A 15273-nucleotide genomic window follows, 5' to 3' on the forward strand; every position below is an offset into this window, starting at 1 on the left:
CGGTGGTCCGGTTTACCGGTGTGGGGCGAGCGCGGCGACTGCCCATTCGACGGCCGCGCCCAGCCACTCCGGGAAGTGCTGTGCCGCGCAATGGTCGTCGCCCGGGTAGAGCCGAAGCTCGCCCTGTGCGGCCGCGGCGGCCAACTCGGCCGAATCCCGCACGTCGGTCACCGCGTCGTGTGATCCGTTCACGACCAGCAGCGGAACCGTGATGCGCCCGTACAGGTTTCGCAGCGACAGTGCGCGCAGCCTCGGCCCGACCGCGAGGAGACCGCGCGCGCCGGTGCCATCGCGCATGGCGCGCAGCAACACCGCCGGAACCCCCACCGCCCCGGCGGGCCCGAGACTGCGATGGGTGGGCGGCCCGCCCGCCACCGCGCACCGCACCCGACTGTCCGCCGCCGCCATGCGTGCCGCCCAGTACCCGCCGAAACTCAACCCCAGCATGCCGAGGCGGTCCGGGGCGACCCGCGGATGCCGCACCAGCTGATCGATGACCGCCGAATAGACACGCTCGGACGCGGCGGACATCGGCTCGCTGTAGGCGTACGTGCCCGGCATCTCCATGACCGCGAATCCCACACCGGCACGCCGGTACCGCAGCAGTGGCAGGAACAGCTCCTGCGCGGTCCCGTCCAGGCCATTGGTCGCGAGAAGTGTTGCGCACTGGCGGTTTCCGGCCGGGAATGCCATCCAGACCCGCACCACATCGGAACCGACTCGGATGTCGGTCACCTCCACCGAAATGCCGAGGCCGGGAGCCAGTCCCGCCACCAGCACCCGGAACAGGCGCTGCGACTGCGTATACGCGTGCATGCGGGCCGGGGATCCGTACGGCCAGGCCGCGACGAGGTAGTAGACGATCGCCTTGCGGATCGAATCCACCGCGCGCGCAGCGGATATCAGCCGTTCGTCGATGGATGCGCCATTGACGTGCGCCCGCGTGAACCGTTCGGTGGCACCCGCCGTGAACTCCGGGTCACGGTCGGTGAGAAACTCCGCCGCGGGCGCGAGCAGCGCGCGGATCGCGGACTCGGCCACCCGATCATCCGAGAGCAGTGGACTTCCGGTGTCCGCCAACATCATTCCGGTGGTCGCGGCGAGTTCCCGCAGCAGCCCGTCCGCGGTGTCGAGGTGGCGCTGCGCGATTCGGCTCCAGTACTCGCTCCATTCCTGGTCCGAGAAGGAACGAGCGCCGTCGAGCTGTGCGGCGAAGTACGCCGGGGGTACGGCGGCCAGGCGCGAAAAGCGGTGCACGAGAACGCGGGGAAGCAGTGGCCCGGCTCCCACGTGCCGTGCCACCACCTCCGTCGTCGCGGTGCATGCCGCCAGGGAAATGAGGGTGCGTCGCAATGTGTTCATGTCCTGAACTCCGTTCCCCCGGTGCGACCCTGCATTAGGTTGTGCCGATGACCTCGACTTGGCAGCGATTACAGGAGCTGTCGGACCGCACCGACCTGACCGAATTGGCCGTGGGCATCACCCGCTGCCTGGACACCCGGGATTTCGCGGGTCTGGCCGGGATCTACACCCCCGATGCCGAGCTGACCATGCCCGGCTCGTCGACGCGCGGGGCCACCGGCATTGCCGAGATCGCCCGGCGAAATCACGAGACCTTCGACCGCACACAGCATTTCGTCACCGGTCCGGTGGTGACGCTGAACGGCGACCAGGCGTCCCTGGTCGCCGATGTCGTCGCCGCCCTGGTATCGGACACGGGCGCGGTGCGGTTGGTGGGCAGCCGCTACGAACTACGCGCCGTCCGCACCACGGCTGGTTGGCGTTTCGCCGGACATGCGATTACTCCCGTGTGGGATCGCTAGCCATGGCGGTCCGAAAATCCGCTTCGCTCAGCTCATTCCAGCGCTGTGCCGTATCGGCCGCGTCGCCGAGCAGTGCCCGGTCGAGATCGAGACGGTACCGCCCGGACGGCAGCGCATGCCCACACGCGATCAGGCGCGCCGCGTAGGCCGCGGTCGCACCCGCGAGCGTGGCCGCGGTGCCCAGCTGTGGCCAGGACTGCAGCGAACGTCCCACCTCGGTCAGCGAATAGCGGGTTCGCGGCGTGATCTCCGGCCCCACGATGTGCTGCGCGATCCGGGCCCGCTCGCGCGGATCGGCGAGCGCGGTGCCGGAGAGCGCGGTGAGATCCCCGGCGCGACCGTGGAACAGCGGGTAGTCGGGGTCCAGATCGAACCGTTCGATATCGACAATGGCATTGTCCCCGTTGTCGGTTGCCATGACGACCGGAATCCCGGCCCGCCGGGCGCGGCGGCGGATGTCGACCTTGGCGGTGAGGTCGTCCATCTCCTCCACCAGTACGGTGAGCCGTTCACCGCCGGGTGCCGTGCCCAGAAAGTGATCGGCGCTCGCGGGCGTGACACCGTCGGAGAACATGCGCAGCGATGCGTACGGATCCAGTTCGAGCACCCGGCGCCGCGCCAATGTCGTTTTGCGAGTACCGATATCGCAGACCGAGGCGGGCAGCCGGTTCAGATTCGTGACGCCGAGCCGATCCGGGTCCGCCAGATGGAAGCGCTGCGCGCCGGTCAGCGCGCACACCGTCAGCGCCGAGGATCCGACGCTGAGCCCGGCGATGCCGATGAGCGCCCGCGCCCAGGCGCGCTGCTCGGGCTCGTCGATCAGATACCGGTTGCGAGCGGTCCTGAGCCGCCAGAAGGACTCCGGATCGGGCAGTTCCACCAGGGTGTGCCGCCAGTCGTACACCGCGTAGCGCACTCCGGGCGGGTCCGACTCCGGGTCCAGTTCGCGCAGCTCGTTCGCGGCGGTACTCCAGGCGTCGACCAGTCGGTATCCCGCGGCGAGCAGGGCGTCGATCTGGTGGCGGTCGAGTTGGGGGTCGAGGATCCGCATTATCGGTCACTCCTGACGTAGTGGTGTTTGGTGGTGAAGCGAAAGGCGGTGCTGCCGAAGGGATCGAGGGTGAGCACCGGATCGGCCGCGGTGCCGAGTTCGGTGCGCAGGCGCCGGTACTCGGTACTCGTGCGGGTCAGGGCGGCGATGACCCGTTCGCGCACGAGTTCGGTGAATGCCGGTGTGGCGAGCACGTTTTCGCGCATTTCGACGTGGAGCACCAGGGTCTGCGCGAAGGTGGCGTCCAGCTCGGTCGTCACCACGAATCGCCCGGTGACCGCCGTGTACAGCTCCGGTTCGTGCAGCGCCGCCTGAATGCTCTCGGGGTAGATCTTGACGGCGTAGAAGCTGGCCGCGACATCCGCGCGGCCGTACAGCGCGAGGAACCCCGCGCCCAGGGTGCTGGTGCGCACCGGCATCCGGTGACCGCAATCGCGCAGCGCGGCCTCGATCTGCGCGGCGGTGAAGATCCGGCCCTCGTCATTGATCCGGTAGCGCAACAGCGGCAGCGCACCGTCGATGGTGAACAGGAACCGGCCCCGCTCGTCGACCTCGGTGTAGCGCAGCTGCGGGTCGAATTCGACGAAGGTGGGCAGCACCGCACCGCCACCGAAAAGCGTTATCGCGAAACGGGAATCGGTGCGGGCCAGGCGCCGCAGCGCGATGGTGGTCGCGGTCTCGTGCCCCATGACGCCCGCGTCCGCGGTGCCGTAGATCAGGCAGATCCGATCGGGCTCACCGGGTTTGCCGATCCGCCGCAGCAGATGATCGCGGCTCTCCTCGGAGATGCTCTCGCCCGCCGCCAGGAATCGCAGATCCTGGTGCAGCACCGCGTCATTCGCGCGGTCCAGCACGTCGTGCAGCAGTGGCGGGTAGCCCGCGACCACCACCTGTGCGTAGTCGGGGCCCAAATCGGCGATATTCGCCAGAATGGTGTCGACCTCCGCGCCCGGTGTGCAGACCGACAATTGGTGGCCGCGCCGCCGCAATTCGAGCGCTATGCGGTAGGTGTAGATACCGCCGATCCAGTTGCCCATGGCGAATCCGACGACCAGCAGCGTCGGTCGCAGGTGGCTCGCGAAGCTGTGCCGGAACATCCGGTCGTAGAACTCGATGCCCTCCTCCAGCGTCACGCCGCCGCCGGGCCAGTAGGTCTGCGCACCGGTGGAACCCGAACTGGCCCACCAGGATCCGGCTCCGGCGATATCGCCGCCCCACAGCAGGTCCGGGCGTGGATGGCGTTTGAGGTAATTGTTCTTGGTGACGGCGGGAACCGTGCGGAAGTCCGCAGCGGTCCGTATCGCGTCGGGGTCGATTCCGGCCTCGGCGAGGAAGGCGCGGTAGGCGGGCACGCCCGCGGCCGCACGCCGGAAGAGATCGAGCGCCCGGCCGAACCCGGCTGGGTCACCGGCGATCTCGGGCAGTGATGCTGTCATCGGGGAAGTCCTTTCCGTGAACGAGGACTTGGGTCCTCGCCCGGAACACCGATCCCCCGGGACCGGGTGGCCGCGGCCCGCGCGGTGTCGGTCGATCGTCCGATGGAGCGCGAATCTTCGCGCGCCTAAGCTGAATTCACCGATTCCGGCATTCGAGGCAGACCGCGTCACCGGCAGAGCCGCCGGGACGAAGCGCGATGTGGCGCTGGAACTTATTACGGCGAGCGACGGTTCGGTCGCGGGCGGGGTGCGACCGAACCCGCGTCAACGGCCGTTCACCAGGTCTGCACCGTGTAGGGGCGATCGGCCGCCCCGTACCGCCGAATCGCGCTGTCGAGATAGGGCGCCAGTGCGACGCGGCCGTCGGGCATCAGCAGCTTGGGCGAGGGGCGCATCGGCAGCATCGCCCCCGAAATCAGTGCCGCCGCACCGCCGATCGGCCGGATTGTGGTGGTCGCCGGGCGCTTCGCCGGACCGGACAGCGGGGCGAGATCGGCGTCCAGGGCGTGGGCGAGCGGGGCGAACAGTTCCGATCCGGCCGATTCCGGCCGGTGCGCCGCCACATGCATTCCGGCATTCACCGATACCTCGATCAGATCCGCCATCAGGTCCGCGTCGCCGAGCCGGTGCGCCCAGTCGAAGAGCGCCCCGCGGATCTGCGCGTTCAATGCCGCCCAGGCGATTCGGCTTGCGGCATGGGGATATTGGAAGCGCTGCGCGTCGATGAGGAGCATGGCGGGGATCCCGAGATCGAGCGCGCGGCGCAGTCCGTCGTCGTCCGATTCGCCGACGGTGACCACGGCCTCCCAGAAATCGCAGGTGGCGACCTCGATCATCAGACCCAGTTCGGCATTCAATCGCCTGGCCTGACCGAGGTGTTCATGCGCCGAGCCGTAATGCCCGAGCGATGTCTCCGCGACGGCGCTATTGCGGTGCGCGGCCGCGGTGTTCCAGCGGAACGAAGGATCGGATTGGAAGTACGCGCGGGCCGAGTCAGTCATATTTCTGCCTGCTTCGGAATCCCCGCGCATGATCGCGATCGCGCCGAGATTCTCCCGGCAGACGGCCGCTTGATACTTCTGCCCCGAGCGCTGGAATGTCGCCTCGGCCGCTTCATATGCCAGCGCCGCGTCCTCGTAGTCGCCGCGTCGAAGATACAGGCCACCGAGATTCGCCTGGGCGCGCGCCCGATCCTCATTCAGGCCCAGTGCGCCGAAGTTGTCCAGGGCATCCCGGTACGCGCGCTCGGATTCCTCGAAACGCCCTGTCGTGCAATAGATGAGACCGAGTTCCATATCCACGCCCGCAACCCAGCGTGGCGCACCGACGTGCGCGAAGACCGTCCTGGCCTCGAAGAACAGGTCCTCGGCCGCCGCGTGCCGGCCCAGATAGAAGTTGGCCACGGCGGCCCGTTCGCGGCCCGCGGCGGCTTTCATCAATTCCGACAGGCTGTCGAAGGTCCTGGTCGACTCGGCCAATCGCGTGATCGCCTCGTGGTACTCACCGATCTGCACCAGCACATCGCCGATGTCCTGGCAGCACTCCGCCCGTAACTCCTCATCGCCGGCCTCACGCGCGTACTCGTAAGCGCTTTCGAGTAGTCGCAGCGCCTCGTCATAGGCGGACCGGCGCACCGCGCCATTGGCGAGAAAGCGCCGGCACTTCGCGAGACGGGCCTGATCACCGGCCTTTTCGAAGATCGCGCACACCCGGATCAGTTCCCGTTCGGCCGCCGCGACGTCGCCCGAACCGAGCAGGGAGGTGGCCAGCTGCGCATCGCACCAGGCGACTTCCAGTTCGCGGCCGGTGCGCAGATAGTGTGCCCGGGCCCGGGTGTAGGCCGCGCCGGCATCAGGATGGTCGAGGTCGTCCAATACCATCCCGACCAGCACGTCCAGCTCCGCGACGAGGTCCGGGTCACCGAACGCCTCGCATGCCTCGCGCGTCGCCGCGATTTCGGCGATCGCGGCCTGGTTCCGCCCGCTGCGCAGATGCCGCATTGTTCGGTTCAGGTGCAACTCCGCGAGTTTACGGTGGCAATCCAGGCACTGCTCCCGCTCACCGTGCCGGTCGTATGCGGCGGCCGCGGTGGTCATGGCGGTGATCGCGTCGTCGATGCGGTCCTGCGTGGCGTACACCTCGCTCAGCACGACGTCACAGTCGGCGACGGACACGTCCCGCCCGGCGCCGGCGAATCCCGTTCTGGCCCGCTGTAATTCGGTCAGCGCGCGGTCGGTGTCGGCGAGCTCGGAGTACGCGATGCCGATCATGTACGAGCAGTGCGCCGAATCCGTGGTCTCCCCGAGTTCATCGAAAACCCGCCGGGCCGCGTCGAATTCGTCGCGCACCAGCTCGGCATCGTCCAATTCCACCGCCATCGCACCGCAGTCGGATCGGCTCTCGGCGGCATCCGCGATCCGGCCCGCGGCGGCGAATCCGATTGCGGCGGACCGGAAGACCGGCAGCGCGGCGGCGAAATCCCCGGTCTCGGCCAGCGCGGTGGCCAGCGCCTCATCGCAGTCGGCGATCTCTCCGATCCATTCGGGATCCTCGATACCGTCGCCGTAGTACTCGGCGAGCACGCGTAAACCCGCGGCGGCGGTGCGCAGGTACGGTACGGCCTCGGCGTCGCGGTTCAGTTCCGCGAGTCCGGTACCCGCGAGTAGGGCACAGTCGACGGCCAATTCGGAGAAGGGCTCGTCCGCGAGCAAGGACACCGCCTGTTCGAGTGCCTCCACGGCGGCATCGAGCGCGTCGAGTTGCGCCTCGGATCCGGCGATCCACCGCAGGCATTCGGCGCGCTCGATGCCCGCGCGGTTCGGTAGTTCCGCCCGCAGCCGCGTCAGCGCGTGTGCGTGCTCGCCCTGCTCCGCGAGCTCCATGGCGCGCTGGAAAGCGGGGCTTGGCCACGAATCATCCGGAGTATCGGTCGGCACTATCGACCTCCTGTGGCGGGGGACCAGAGACGGTTCGCCGCGGCGCGACCGTATGCGTCAGTGCCGCCCACACCAGCGGCGTATACGCGAGGTCGCCGGTCGCACGCCATTGCCGTAGCTGCTCACGCTGCCATCGCGCGAGTTCGCCGAGTGGATCGGGCCCCTCGTGCGCGGCATCCACGCGTAGCGCCAGCGTTGTCGTCGGGTGTGGTGCGCCGGCGCGTAAGGCTCGGATGGCGCGGTCGGCGGGGAGCGTCCAGCGCGTTGTGGTGACCAGTGCCGCACCGGCATTCACCATGGCCATTACCAGCCCGAAGGTCTCCGCGGCGCGATAGTCGGCCCCGCCCTCACAGGCGATCAGTGCGACCCGGTGCGGCATGGGCCAGAGTTCACAGCCCAGGCGCGGGCCGTCGAAACCATAGCGCGGCCATACATCTCGATCCGCCGAAGTGGTTCCGAGCAACAGATCCAATGCGGCGAAGGGGCGATGGTCCTCGGGGTCGGGAATCGGGACACCGTTCGGGTCGTGTGCCCGCAATGGCGCGGCCATGCCCCACTGCCGCACGGTATCGGTCAAATGTATTGCCGCCGAGCCTGGTTCGGTGGCCGAGGAGGTGACGTGGCCCAGATAGAAGAACCGCGATCGTGGTGTGCGCAGGGCGGTACCGAGTGCCACGCGGTTGGTCGGGTGCTGCAGCGCCGTCTCGCCATCGGCGGCATCGATCCGGCCGGCGTCGATGTACTCCTCGATGCGCGCGGAGAGGAGTTCGAGATCCTGGAGTGTCAGGACGTGGCCGAGTTCGTGTCGTCGCGCCGAACGCAGCGGCACCGCCGGATCGATAACGAACAGCGGCGGAAATTCCCGGACCGTCTCCCAATCCCCGGGACACCGCGCTCGCTCGGCATGGACCGCCGCGGGTGGTTCATACACCACGTCGGCGATCTCCAGCAGCCGCTGATCGTCGTTCAAGCACAACAATTCCCAGGGCACCCGGGTCAGCCGGGGGCTGGGGGTCAGGCGCAGGCATACTCGTGCCCCCGCGTCGAGTCGCCGGCGGATCTCGGCGCGCAGGCGTTGCGGGAGTACGGCTTCGGTGAGCATTCGAGCCAGCTCCCGTTCCCGATCGATATCGGTGAACGCGCCTTCGGAGAGTGCCCGGCGCATGGCGTCGTGGCGTCGTTCACCGTCGCGCGGCGCGCCGAGCGCCAGCTCCAGGGCGGTGAGCGCCGGTGCGGTGGCGGCGGCGCTCAGCACCTCGAACGCGGGGGTCCGCACATCGTCGAGCCAGCGCCAGGACAGGTAGGTGTCGCCCGCGTCGACGGCGCGGACGAGCACGTCCGAGGTGATTGTCATTCGTCCGGCTGCGGTGGAATCAGTTCGGCGAGAGCGGGTTCGGCCACCTCTCCATGCCGCAGGGAGCGCACATAGCGGGCCAGGGCGATATCGCGCGCACGTAGCAGGGTGATCAGCGCCCGGCGGTCGGCGGCATCCATGTGCGCGGCATCGGACTCCGGGTCCGTCGGGATCGATTCCAGTTGTGCGAGTTCGCGTTCGAGCCGGGCCCGGGCGGTGCTCACCAGACTCCGGACGATGCGCATACGCGAACGATGCTCGGATTGCGCTTTGTACAAAGCGGTTTCGCCCGCCATCGCCGAGACCGTGTACAGGGCCGCCGTCGCCGCGCGCGCCCGGCCCCACGCATCGATCATGGTGCGGTCGACCTCGGTGAGGCAGCGCCCCACCTGATCGGTCCGCAGTTCGTCGATATCCGTTGCGGCGTCGAGTATTCCGAATATCAGCTCACCGATCGCACCGCTCGCGGCGGGCAGTCCGGCCACCAGAGACCGGCCCTGCAACCGGACCGGGGCGGTGGCGACCAGTGCGCCGTCGGCGCGCCGGGCGGCGTAGGCGATCAGCTGCCGCACTTCCCGGCAGCGCGGGTCCACATCGTCCGCGATCCAGGCTGTGACGGCGAAAGTGTCTGCGCCCGAGTCGTATTCGATCAGCAGTTCCGGCTGATCGGATCCGCTCCAGGCGATGATTCGGGGTGGTACCGCTCGAATGTCGATGAATCCGACATCGCGGTCCGGGTCGGTGTTCTCATCACCACCGAGCGTCCAGATGGCACCCGCCGCGCTCGCGGCCGTCCCCGTGCGATCCCATCGGGTGATCACCTCCAGCACGGCGGTGTCCGAGATCTGCGCATGACTCGGCCGGTCGGGGGAGAGGTCCGGGAATTCGCCGTCGATGCCCGCCTCGGCGGCCACGAGCAGCGCGTTGTAGACGAGATCGGCGGCGGTATCCGGTAATTCACCGTCGAGATAGCGTGCGCCGAGGTCGATCAGGGTGTGCTCGGCGCGGGTGAACCAGGCCCGCGCATCGCCGAGGTATCCGACGGCGTGCGCGGCGACCGCGCGGTCGATGGCCAGCGCGCCCCGGTGCAGTGGCCGCATGGCCCACCTCGCCAACGCCTCGACCTCCGCGAAGCGCACCCACGGTTCGTTCAGCGAGTGGGCCGCGAGGATCCGGTGCCGGGTGGTGCCGTCCCGGCGCGCCTGCGCCAGCACCCCGACCAGACCGGAATCGCCTACGGCGCGGGCCAATTCGCTGCCATCGGAGCCCGGCGGCACCGTCCACCGCAGCGGTTCACCGGGAGCCGCGGCATCGACGTGAATCAGGCAACCGCCGCCGACCGTGATCCCGATTGTCGCCACGGCGGCGGTCCGCTCCGAAACCCATTCCGCCGCACCGTCTTCGGTCAGGAACAGGACGCCATCTGCGCGCATCGGCACACTGTCGACGGTCATGACGGCCTCTCCTCGCCATCCATAGCGGCACGCTGGGCGGCGATTTCGTCATGCACCTGCTGAAGGCGGCGCGCGTATCGCCGAATGGTCGGCCCGGGAGACGGCTTCGCGGTCGCCGCCGTCAGCTTCAGCAGCGATTGCACATACCGAGCGGCGGTCTGCGCGTCATATGTGCAGGCGCCGGGTGGTCGCGAACCGTATTCGGGGGCGGCGTCTTCCCATGCCGCCGTGACCAATTCGGCCAATCCTCCGAAGGCGGCGAAGGCGATCGCATTGCCCTGCGACAGCAGTCGCAGGGCAAGTGACTTCTCCCAGCTGTCGCCGGGCGCATGCGGTTCGGCGTACGCCATCAGCTCAGTGTGCGCGCGGCTCAACAGCAATTGGGCGGCGATCTGCGCGTTATCGCCCGCGATTCCCCCGACGATCCGTAACGGGAGGTGCTCATCCGCCACATGCGCCTCCCATGCCCGGGTGCGTTGGTCGACCCGCATGCTGTCCAGGCGCGCCCAGCGCAGTGCGCTGAACAGCGCCCGCCCGTCGATATTTCGGGAACCCAGCATCATGCGGCGCAACAGGGTCTGCGTTGCTCGCTTGTATGCCTCACCCAGAAGCGGATTCTTGCGCAGCGACGGTTGCGCGTCGACCTCCGCCGTGAGTACGGCGTGCACGAGTTCGCGCTCCTCGGCGGTGGCTTTGCGTACCGGCTCCTCGGGATCGCCGTACTCGGCCGCGTGCATGGCAATAGCCGCCTCGAACACGCTGATCGTCTCCGGATTCGGGTTCTCCGCATCGCGCAGCCGCTCCAGCCGGTCCACCAGCACCGCGAGATATCCACGCCGCGCGATGGATTCGTAACTGGGGAGCTGCGCCTTGCTGGTGTCGAAGAAGCACAGAATGGTCTGCGGCGACTCGATCACATCGCCGTGCGGTCCATCCACCGGGCTCACCATCACGTGCCGGACCAGTCGCGGCACCCGATTCTTGAGCTCCCGCACCCAGTCGTAGTCGTCATTGGGCAGTCCGTCCGGTCGCATCGCGGCGACGAGAGCGGCGAATTCGGCGGAGAACCTGGCGAGCGCGTCCGCATAGTCGGCATAGAGCCGGCTGACCCCATTCCAGCTGTCCGGCTCGTTCAGCGGCCGCCGCCGATATCCGCCCCCGCGCGCCAGTTCCGCCACCCGCGCTTCATATTTCAGCGCCACCCACGCCCGCGCCCCGAGCATGCCCGACCATCCCGCGATCTCGGGCACACACGCGTTCTTGGCCGGCTTCGGCTTCGCCATCCGGCCGTACCAGCGGTCGATGAGCTGATCCCCCGAGACAATCGTCTGCCCCGGCACCAGCACCCACCACAGTGGGACCACCCAGTCAGTATCCGGCACGAGGACAACGTACGTTCACGCGCCGCCCCACGTCAGTCGGCTGTTCGACCGATAGCGCGGAGCGTGTCGCACGGCTGGTTAGGGAGTTGAGCGAACGTCCGGTTTGGATTGCTCCCAGGTTGCCATAGCTTTCGGCAATCGGGGTGAATTGGAGTAACAGACCGGTCGATTCGTTCGAAGGAGGGGCATCGGACTACAACGTTTGGAAGTGAATTGACAATGTCTGCAAGGAAATTCACTGCGGTGGCGGCCGCCGCGGCCGCAATTGCGCTCGGGTCGTCTTCGGTCTCCGCAGACCCCACCACCACGACGACACCCGGCCCCGGGGTCGGCCTGGGAGTGGACGTCGGTATCGGTGGCAATGGTGGAGCGAACGCCGGGGGCGGTGGGTTGGGCATCGATGTGCAAGGCGGCGCCGGAGTCGGCGGCAATGCCGGTGCGTCCCTTCCGCCGAGTATCGGCGTGACCCCGGGCGGAAACGCCGGCGGTGGTCTGCAGACCGGGGGAGGCGTGCAGACCGGTGGGAACGCCGGCGGCGGCGTCCAGGGCGGCGGTGATGTCCAGGTCGGTGGGAGCCTTGGCGGTGGCGTGCAGACCAGGGGCGGCGTGCAGGTCGATGGAAACGGCGGAGGCGGCGTCCAGAGCGGTGGCACCGCAGATCTCGGTGTGCAGACCGGTGGGAACCTCGGCGCGGGTGTGCAAACCGGGGCTGGCGTCCAGGTCGGTGGCGATGCCGGAGGTGGCGTGCAAGCCGGTGGGAACGTCGGCGGTGGGGTGCAGACCGGCGGCGATGTGCAGGCCGGTGGGAACGTCGGTGCGGGTGTGCAGACCGGTGGTGGCGTGCAGGTCGGTGCCGACACCGGTGCCGGCCTACAGGTGGGCGGTGGCGTACAGGCCGGTGGAAATGCCGGCGGCGGTGTGCAGACAGGGGGCGTCGTGCAGGCCGGCGGTGCTGTGCCCGCCGCCGGTTTGGGCGGCATCGACTTGATCGCTGTCGGAGCCGGGGCGGCCGGACCGGACACGGTGTACGGCATGGCAATTCCTCCGGCCGCGACCACCGGCATGACCGGCGGCACGCTGGTCACCGACAAGGTCCCGGCAGGCGGCTATGTAATCCCCAAGGGCGCACCGGAAACCGGCGCGGGCGGTATGTCTAGTGTGGTGCGCGCGCAGTGATCACCACGAACGGAAATACTTTGCGCGCGTATGGAATTCGTCGGCGGCCGTTCGCTGCCCTGGCCGCCGCGATGGCGATCGCCGCGACTCTCGTCACGGGCTGCGGGTCTTCCGACAGCACCACTTCCGTCGCGACCACGAGTGCCGCGGCAGCACCCGCCACCCGCGTGCAGACCGCTGCGGCGATCACCCGCTCCACTCCGGTGTCGTTCGATATCGCCTCGATCCAGGCGTCCGGTTCACTGATCTCGTTGGGCCTCAACGCCGATGGCTCGGTCCAGGTCCCCGCCGACTACCAGCAGGCGGGTTGGTATCAACAGGGCCCCGCCCCCGGCGAACAGGGCTCGGCGGTCCTACTCGGTCACGTCGACTCGTACAAAGGCCCCGGCGTGTTCTTCGCCCTCAAGAAGGTCAAGCCGGGTGACATGATCGATGTGAGCCGCGCGGACGGAAAGATCGCGCATTTCAAGGTCTCCGATGTGCGGATGTACTCTAAATCCGATTTCCCGGACCAACTGGTCTTCGGTCCCCGCGGCGGCGCAACCCTGCAGGTGGTCACCTGCGGCGGCGAATTCGACCAATCCGCAAAGAGTTACCTCTCCAACGTCGTCGTCTTCTCTTCGCTCGACTCGGTCACGTAGGGGAAGCGCCCGTGCCGTCCTCACAGCCGGTACGGGCCCAGTGGAACCCGCCCGGTCGCCCGGCCGTCTTGGTCCAGCAGCCAGCCCATTCGTTTGGGCGTGTGCAGCACCACCGCGCGGTCCTTGACCTCGAGCGCCGGAAACCGTTCGGCGAGAACGGCTTCGAACGGATCGATATCGCTGATCCCGTGCAGCAGCACCTCCACCAGCAGGTTGTGCTGGCCGCTCACCGATGCGCACATCCGCACCTGCTCCATTCGGGCCAGCTCGGCGGCCGTCCCGACCAATTGGGCCTGCGGTACCGACATGCGGTAGATGACCATGGTCGCCAGCCCGGCGAGCGGATAGGCGAAGTCGCAGCGGATCAGCACATCGCCATCGCGCAGCATTCGGTGCAGTCGACGGCGGGCGGTGTGCTCACTGATGCCGGCGGCAGCGCCGAGCGCGGTGTAGCCCATGCGCGCATCACCGTGTAGCGCGGTCAGCAGCGCCTGATCCTCCAGGGACAACTGGCTGAAACCGTGTGTGCCATAGGAGGTTCGGGACGGCACACGCGGTTCCGAGAGTTCGGTGCGCTGCGCGGGCTCGATCGCGCGAACCCGCCAGTCGCTGCCCTCGCCGTACAGTGTGATGCCCAATCGCATTCGGGTGGAACGGATTCCACGCAGGCCGCCGATTTCGTCGCGCACCCACCGGCCGAGCGTGGACAGGTCGGCGGCCCCGACCGAGAGCAGCAGATCGAAGTCCCCGGCGGTCTCGTCGACGGTGAACACCCACGGCAGTGCGGCGGCCGCCGCACTCACCCGGTCGATGAACTTCGGGCGGCAGCGCACCTCGACGAAGCCGACCGTCGCCACCCGCGCCGAGACATAGGCGGTGAGCCACGCCGAACCGTCCGCGCGCAGCCGCTCCCAGCGCCGGGCCGCGGTGGTCGCGTCGATGTCGAGGGCCTGGCCGATGCGTGACCACGGGGCGCGGGGAGCTACCTGCAGCGCATCGATCACTGCTGGTGCTGCGCTCGGGTGTGCTGTGGCGGTTCGCGGCAATCATGTTCGGCTACAACGTGATCGGCTGGGGGCTGAGTACCTGGGCCCGACCTACCTCAGCGAGGAGCATGGGCTGCCGCTCACCACCGCCGGACCGCTCATGGCGATACCGGCGCTCGGCGCGGCGCTGGCGACGATTCTCGGCGGCAAACTCTCCGACCGGCTGGCGGGCAACCATCGACTGGTGATCGTGCCCGCGATGACCGTGGCCGCGCTCGCGTTGCTGGTCCTGGCGCGTTCGTCGACATCGACGAGTTTCGCGATCTGCGCGACCATCGCCGTCTTCTCCGCCTCGCTGGCCTACATGCCGATCTACGCGGTACCGCTGCGCAGTCTGCCCCCCGCGTACGTCGGCGTGGGCAGCGCCATTATCGGTTTCGGCGGGCAATTGGCGGGCATGGTCGCGCCCGCCGCCATGGGTGTGCTCGCCGACCGCTTCTCCTTCCACGCCGCCTTCGGCTTCCTGGTCGTCGGTGCGGTGATCGCCGCTGCCATGGCCGTATTCACCCCGCAGGACACCGAGTCCTTCCTGGCCGCGGTCGACCTGCCCGATCGAGCCGGCACCCCGCACACCTTCGAGGAGCAGTCGTGAGTGCCACCGTCACCGCTGCGTGAAACCGGTCCACAACGCCGAAAGCGCCGGTCCCCGAAAGGGACCGGCGCCGACTCGCGTCCGTGTCTATAGCGCTGGGCGATTTCCGGGTTGGTAAGCCCAGGGGCGGAGTCGCTCGAGCGCTTTGCCGACCCGGAAGACGGTCGCATCGTCGTAGGGGTGGCCGACGATCTGGACGCCGGTCGGGATGCCCCAATTCGAGTGCCCGGAGGGGACATTGAGTACGGGGCAGCGATTGCTGATATTGAACGGCATGGTCATCGCCGCCCAGAAGGTCGCGCCGACATCCTGCACTTGATACTCGCCGAGGTCGACACTTTCTCTACCGGATCCCTCGTATCAGTCGCTCGAGCCGCATGAA

At 68.4% G+C, this 15273-nt stretch carries 13 protein-coding genes; 4 read left to right on the forward strand and 9 right to left on the reverse strand.

Annotation, left to right across the window (positions count from 1 at the left end):
* Window positions 1–12: 12 nt before the first annotated feature.
* Window positions 13–1362, reverse strand: a complete 1350-nt coding sequence (locus tag GFY24_RS30370; RefSeq protein ID WP_153808547.1) for a S9 family peptidase — start codon at window positions 1360–1362, stop codon at window positions 13–15.
* Window positions 1363–1409: 47 nt separating this feature from the next.
* Here GFY24_RS30370 and GFY24_RS30375 point away from each other — a divergent pair, with 47 nt between their 5' ends.
* Complete coding sequence (locus tag GFY24_RS30375) at window positions 1410–1823, forward strand: nuclear transport factor 2 family protein (protein ID WP_153808548.1); 414 nt, start codon at window positions 1410–1412, stop codon at window positions 1821–1823.
* On the opposite strand, the gene GFY24_RS30380 is transcribed toward GFY24_RS30375, so the two are convergent.
* The 6 genes from GFY24_RS30380 to GFY24_RS30405 all read right to left on the reverse strand — a co-directional run bounded on the left by GFY24_RS30380 (window position 1801) and on the right by GFY24_RS30405 (window position 11436).
* Window positions 1801–2877: a ThiF family adenylyltransferase gene (locus GFY24_RS30380; protein WP_309231537.1), complete on the reverse strand. Its 1077-nt coding sequence runs from the start codon at window positions 2875–2877 to the stop codon at window positions 1801–1803. The two genes, GFY24_RS30375 and GFY24_RS30380, sit on opposite strands and share 23 nt — an antisense overlap.
* Entirely contained in the window at window positions 2874–4310 is a 1437-nt protein-coding gene (locus tag GFY24_RS30385; protein WP_153808550.1) for a phenylacetate--CoA ligase family protein, read from the reverse strand. The genes GFY24_RS30380 and GFY24_RS30385 overlap by 4 nt, the downstream gene beginning before the upstream one ends.
* Window positions 4311–4585: 275 nt before the next feature.
* The gene (locus GFY24_RS43465) at window positions 4586–7246 is read right to left on the reverse strand and encodes a tetratricopeptide repeat protein (protein ID WP_153808551.1); all 2661 of its coding nucleotides are present in this window, start codon (window positions 7244–7246) and stop codon (window positions 4586–4588) included.
* Complete coding sequence (locus tag GFY24_RS30395; protein ID WP_153808552.1) at window positions 7224–8600, reverse strand: CHAT domain-containing protein; 1377 nt, start codon at window positions 8598–8600, stop codon at window positions 7224–7226. The genes GFY24_RS43465 and GFY24_RS30395 overlap by 23 nt, the downstream gene beginning before the upstream one ends.
* Window positions 8597–10054 (reverse strand): hypothetical protein, encoded by a 1458-nt coding sequence (locus GFY24_RS30400; RefSeq protein WP_153808553.1) that lies wholly within the window; start codon window positions 10052–10054, stop codon window positions 8597–8599. The genes GFY24_RS30395 and GFY24_RS30400 overlap by 4 nt, the downstream gene beginning before the upstream one ends.
* Window positions 10051–11436 carry a hypothetical protein gene (locus tag GFY24_RS30405; RefSeq protein WP_153808554.1) on the reverse strand — a complete coding sequence of 462 codons (1386 nt, stop codon included), beginning with the start codon at window positions 11434–11436 and terminating at the stop codon, window positions 10051–10053. The genes GFY24_RS30400 and GFY24_RS30405 overlap by 4 nt, the downstream gene beginning before the upstream one ends.
* 219 nt (window positions 11437–11655) lie before the next feature.
* On the opposite strand from GFY24_RS30405, the gene GFY24_RS30410 reads away from it, so the two are divergent.
* Both GFY24_RS30410 and GFY24_RS30415 read left to right on the forward strand, forming a co-directional pair.
* Complete coding sequence (locus GFY24_RS30410; RefSeq protein ID WP_153808555.1) at window positions 11656–12612, forward strand: hypothetical protein; 957 nt, start codon at window positions 11656–11658, stop codon at window positions 12610–12612.
* A complete protein-coding gene (locus tag GFY24_RS30415; protein ID WP_309231525.1) occupies window positions 12609–13253 on the forward strand; it encodes a class F sortase in 645 nt (214 codons plus the stop codon). Before GFY24_RS30410 ends, GFY24_RS30415 begins: the two co-directional genes overlap by 4 nt.
* Before the next feature lie 20 nt (window positions 13254–13273).
* Here GFY24_RS30415 and GFY24_RS30420 read toward each other — a convergent pair whose 3' ends face one another.
* Window positions 13274–14257, reverse strand: a complete 984-nt coding sequence (locus GFY24_RS30420; RefSeq protein WP_309231526.1) for an Lrp/AsnC family transcriptional regulator — start codon at window positions 14255–14257, stop codon at window positions 13274–13276.
* A gap of 25 nt (window positions 14258–14282) precedes the next feature.
* Between GFY24_RS30420 and GFY24_RS30425 the strand changes: the two genes are divergently transcribed.
* On the forward strand, window positions 14283–14891 hold the full coding sequence (locus GFY24_RS30425) for an MFS transporter (RefSeq protein WP_194853075.1): 609 nt from the start codon (window positions 14283–14285) through the stop codon (window positions 14889–14891).
* 87 nt (window positions 14892–14978) lie between these two features.
* Here GFY24_RS30425 and GFY24_RS30430 read toward each other — a convergent pair whose 3' ends face one another.
* A complete protein-coding gene (locus GFY24_RS30430; RefSeq protein WP_228566789.1) occupies window positions 14979–15206 on the reverse strand; it encodes an amidase family protein in 228 nt (75 codons plus the stop codon).
* Between the last annotated feature and the right edge of the window lie 67 nt (window positions 15207–15273).

Source organism: Nocardia sp. SYP-A9097 (assembly GCF_009649815.1).
Lineage (GTDB): Bacteria > Actinomycetota > Actinomycetes > Mycobacteriales > Mycobacteriaceae > Nocardia.